Annotated in this window: 3 protein-coding genes; all 3 read right to left on the reverse strand. The window is 64.7% G+C overall.

The features are described 5' to 3' along the window. Positions 1 to 1,173, reverse strand: a 1,173-nt coding sequence (locus tag JOZ06_RS14125) for a DUF1501 domain-containing protein (protein WP_293233514.1), incomplete at its 3' end; no start/stop codon positions are given. 5 nt (positions 1,174 to 1,178) lie between these two features. Next, positions 1,179 to 2,750 (reverse strand): DUF1800 domain-containing protein, encoded by a 1,572-nt coding sequence (locus JOZ06_RS14130; protein ID WP_293233516.1) that lies wholly within the window; start codon positions 2,748 to 2,750, stop codon positions 1,179 to 1,181. 108 nt (positions 2,751 to 2,858) lie between these two features. Then, entirely contained in the window at positions 2,859 to 3,005 is a 147-nt protein-coding gene (locus JOZ06_RS14135; protein ID WP_293233518.1) for a hypothetical protein, read from the reverse strand. Positions 3,006 to 3,391 lie beyond the last annotated feature (386 nt).

The following is a 3,391-nucleotide window of genomic DNA, read 5'->3' on the forward strand; positions in this document are numbered from 1 at the left end:
CCAGTTTTTGCCGGGCCGGCCGGGGAAAATCCGGTTCAATGCCGCCTTGTCGAAACCATAAGCGTCGCGCATGGCGCTGCTCAGCAAATCGCGCCAATCGACCTCGACCGGCAGATCGCGGTTCTGATTCAGCGACGCATCGTCCAGCCCGTTGAAGCCGCCAAGCTGTCGTCCGCCCCGGACGGCGCCGCCTGCCAGCAAGGCGAGGCCGCCATGGCCGTGGTCGGTGCCCTTGGTGCCGTTCTCGCGCACGGTGCGGCCGAATTCGGTCATGACCGCCACCCGCGTCCGGCGCCATTCCTCCGTGCCCAGCGCGTCTTTCAAGGCCAGCAGACCCGTGGAAAAATTCTCCAGTGAACGGCTGAGTATGCCGTCCTGGCTGACATGGGTGTCGAAGCCGCCCAGGTCGAAAAAGACCAGGCCCAACTGAGGCTGGCTGACCAACAGCCTGCCCATATGCTGGGCAAGACCAGGAAAGCCGTTGACCGCCGGGGCGCCGCGCGCGGCGGTGACATCCATGCCGACGGTCGATTCGATCGCGGTTTCGGTGGCGATCGCCTGTTCGAGCGCCTCGCCGGTGGTCAATCCGGCATGGGCTTGGCGAATGGCGTCCAGCAATTTGCCTTGGGGTAGCTTGAGTCCGCTGCCGGATAGCGGCGCCACCGCCGGGGGCACGTTCAGCCCTTGGAACGACAGCGGCACCTCCTGGGTGAAGCTGATGGCGCTGCCCGCGCCGCCCAGTGCGGTGGCGGCGCGCGCCATGAAGCCGGATGGCCCATGGATGTTGCCGGTGCCGAGTTCGAACAAATCCTGTGCCTGGAAGTGGCTGCGGCTGGTGTCGGTCGAGCCGGCGCAGGGCGCGAAAGACAATTCCCCCGCGGCAAACAGCGTGGCGAGCCCGGCGCAACTCGGGTGCGCCGCAAAGCCGGTGCCGGCAAGGCGAATGCCTTGATCGTGCACGGTGGTGGAGAGGGTGGGACGGCGCGAGGCCAGCAGCGGGTCGTCGACCGGGGCGATGGCGTACAGCCCGTCGAGTCCGCCACGCAAAAACAGCACGATCAGCCGCTGATGACCCGGCGGCAGCGGGTAGGCCCAGACCCGGTTCAATGGGAGGGCGCAGAACGCCGCCGCCGAGACGGCCAGCCCCTTGATGAACGCACGCCGGTCGATCATGGCCGCTATCTCCTCATGAATTCCGGACTGGCCAGGGTGAACCCAATCAGTGCCTTGCCCTGCAGCTGTGCCGCGGCGGCGGTTGTATTGGGCGACAGGGGGCCGACCAGCCGGTAGACCGTGGCCAAGTCCGGCGCGCAGGCCTCGCCCGTGGCCCAGGCGGGTTTCTGCGGCGCCGAGGCGTCTTGGGCGGGTTTGTCAGGGACCGCATCGGCCCGCGCCAGGGGCGTGCGGCCCGCGGCGATGCCCATGGCGAAACGGATGCGCTTGGCCATGGCGGGGGGCGACAACCAGTCCGCCTCGCGCACGCCATAGCCGTCCGGGGTGCTGTGCAAGTAGGGCGCCTCGCCCATGTCGCGCGCCGCCGCGGAGAGCAGCTGGCCATTGCCAATCGCTTGGCCAGAGCAAGCGGCGCGGGCGGTCGAGACGATGTAATCGAGCGGCTCCTTGAACTTGCCCGGCGTTTGCAGCGAGGCGGCAAACGCCGGCGAGGCGATCAGCGGCAGCAGGGTAGCCGATAGGCGTCCACCGGATTGTTCATAGGCCCGGGTCATGGCATCGATCACGCTTTGGGGCGGGGTGTCCGAGAGGAAGCGCTGCGCCAGCTGAAGCGAAACATGGTGGGCAGTCGCCGGGTGGATGGCCAGCAGATGCAGCGCGCGGTCGATTTCATCCAGCCCGTGCCCGGGCGGAAATGCTTGGCCGAGAAACAGCTTGAGGCCAAAGTCGTGACGGCGCGGATCGAACAGAAATTGGCCGTCGCGTTGCGCGCCGGCGCGATCGAGCGCCCGCTGCTGCATGCGCGGCGAGTAGAGCCCCGCGCCGGTGATGATGCGGGCCAATTGCTGAACGTCTTGCTGGCTGTAGCCGGCGCCGACGCCCAGGGTATGCAGCTCCATCACCTCGCGCGCGAGATTCTCGTTGATGCCGACCGGTTTGCCGCGCTGTTCGGCCATCAGCCCCGTCTCCGATTCGGGCGAGGTGGATTGGTCGTTGTCGAGGTAGACCTGCATGGCCGGATGGAAGAAGCTGGCGCGCAGCAGCGACTCGAACGAATCGTCGGCCATCGCCCGTTCGAGGGCGCGGGTATAGTCCCAGGCGAGCAGCGGGTCCAAACCCTTGGGTCCGTAGATCGAAAAATGATTGAGCCAGAAGGACAGCAGGGCCTCGTGACCCTGATTGTCGGCGTTGGCGAGTGTCAGCATGCGCGCCTGGACGGCGGCGTCGAGGTAACCATGCTCCACCTGTTGCAGCGCCTTCTTCGACGTCTCGTCCTGGCTCGCCTGACGCACGGCGCCGCCGGGGCCATAGTCGGGCCAGATCTTGTCGAGAGGCACGGCGATCGGCAATGCGTCGATTTGCGCCTGAATCGCCGGCGGCAGCGCGCTGCCGCCATGAATCGCGCGCAGCAGATATTGGCGCGGCGTTTGCTGCAAAGCTTGAGTCAGGCTGGCCTGATCGGCGCCATAGCCAAAGCGGTTCAACATCGCCCGTGCCGTGGACTCATCCATCGCCCGGTCGATGTCCCAGCCGGCGGCCGAGGACGGCATGGCGAGCCCGCCTAACGACAAGGTCAAACAAACCGCCGCGACTGTTGCTTTCGGGTTGAACATGGGCTTGATGACGACATAGGCAGCCCGAAGGGGCTGCCTATCGTGTTGGTGCCGCGAAGAACGACACGACTGCTAGTAGCGACGGCGGCTGTGGCGCCGGTACACATCGTCCTGACGGCATTCGATCCTGATCAACCGTGGATCGTCCAGCCGTGGAGCGAAGTAGCTTCGTACGGCTTCTTGCAGTGCCGCCCAGAAATCACGCCAGAGATGTTTCATGATCGCGCCCCCCTCGTTGTACGGTCCCTTTTATCTCAGCGTAGCAAAACTATTCTGTCAGATCCATCGTTAAAGCGGGGGAGGGACCATAAATTCTAAAAAAATGTGTTGATTAGATGCGAAATGGCCAATTCGCGCGGGGCAGGCCTGCCTGCCGCCGCCGAATCGGGGAGCGTGCGTTCGCGTTGCAACGCGCTGGGTTGCAGTCCTTGTCGTGCCGCATCATGCCTCGCTATCGGCCGCTGCCATGTTTTCCCAGGCATCGCTATCAGGCGGTAACGCCGCATTCCTACGCAATCTGAACCCGTCATTGCATGGTTTGCAATTGGGGCAAGACAGATTGCCAATTTATTTTTTGTGCATGATAATCATTCTCAATAAAAAAT

This window comes from Paludibacterium sp. (assembly GCF_019232825.1).
GTDB lineage: Bacteria > Pseudomonadota > Gammaproteobacteria > Burkholderiales > Chromobacteriaceae > Paludibacterium.

Bases quoted from the DNA above. Each gene is read 5' to 3' on its own strand.
- JOZ06_RS14135 (WP_293233518.1), bottom strand. From the start codon at position 3,005: ATGAAACATCTCTGGCGTGATTTCTGGGCGGCACTGCAAGAAGCCGTA.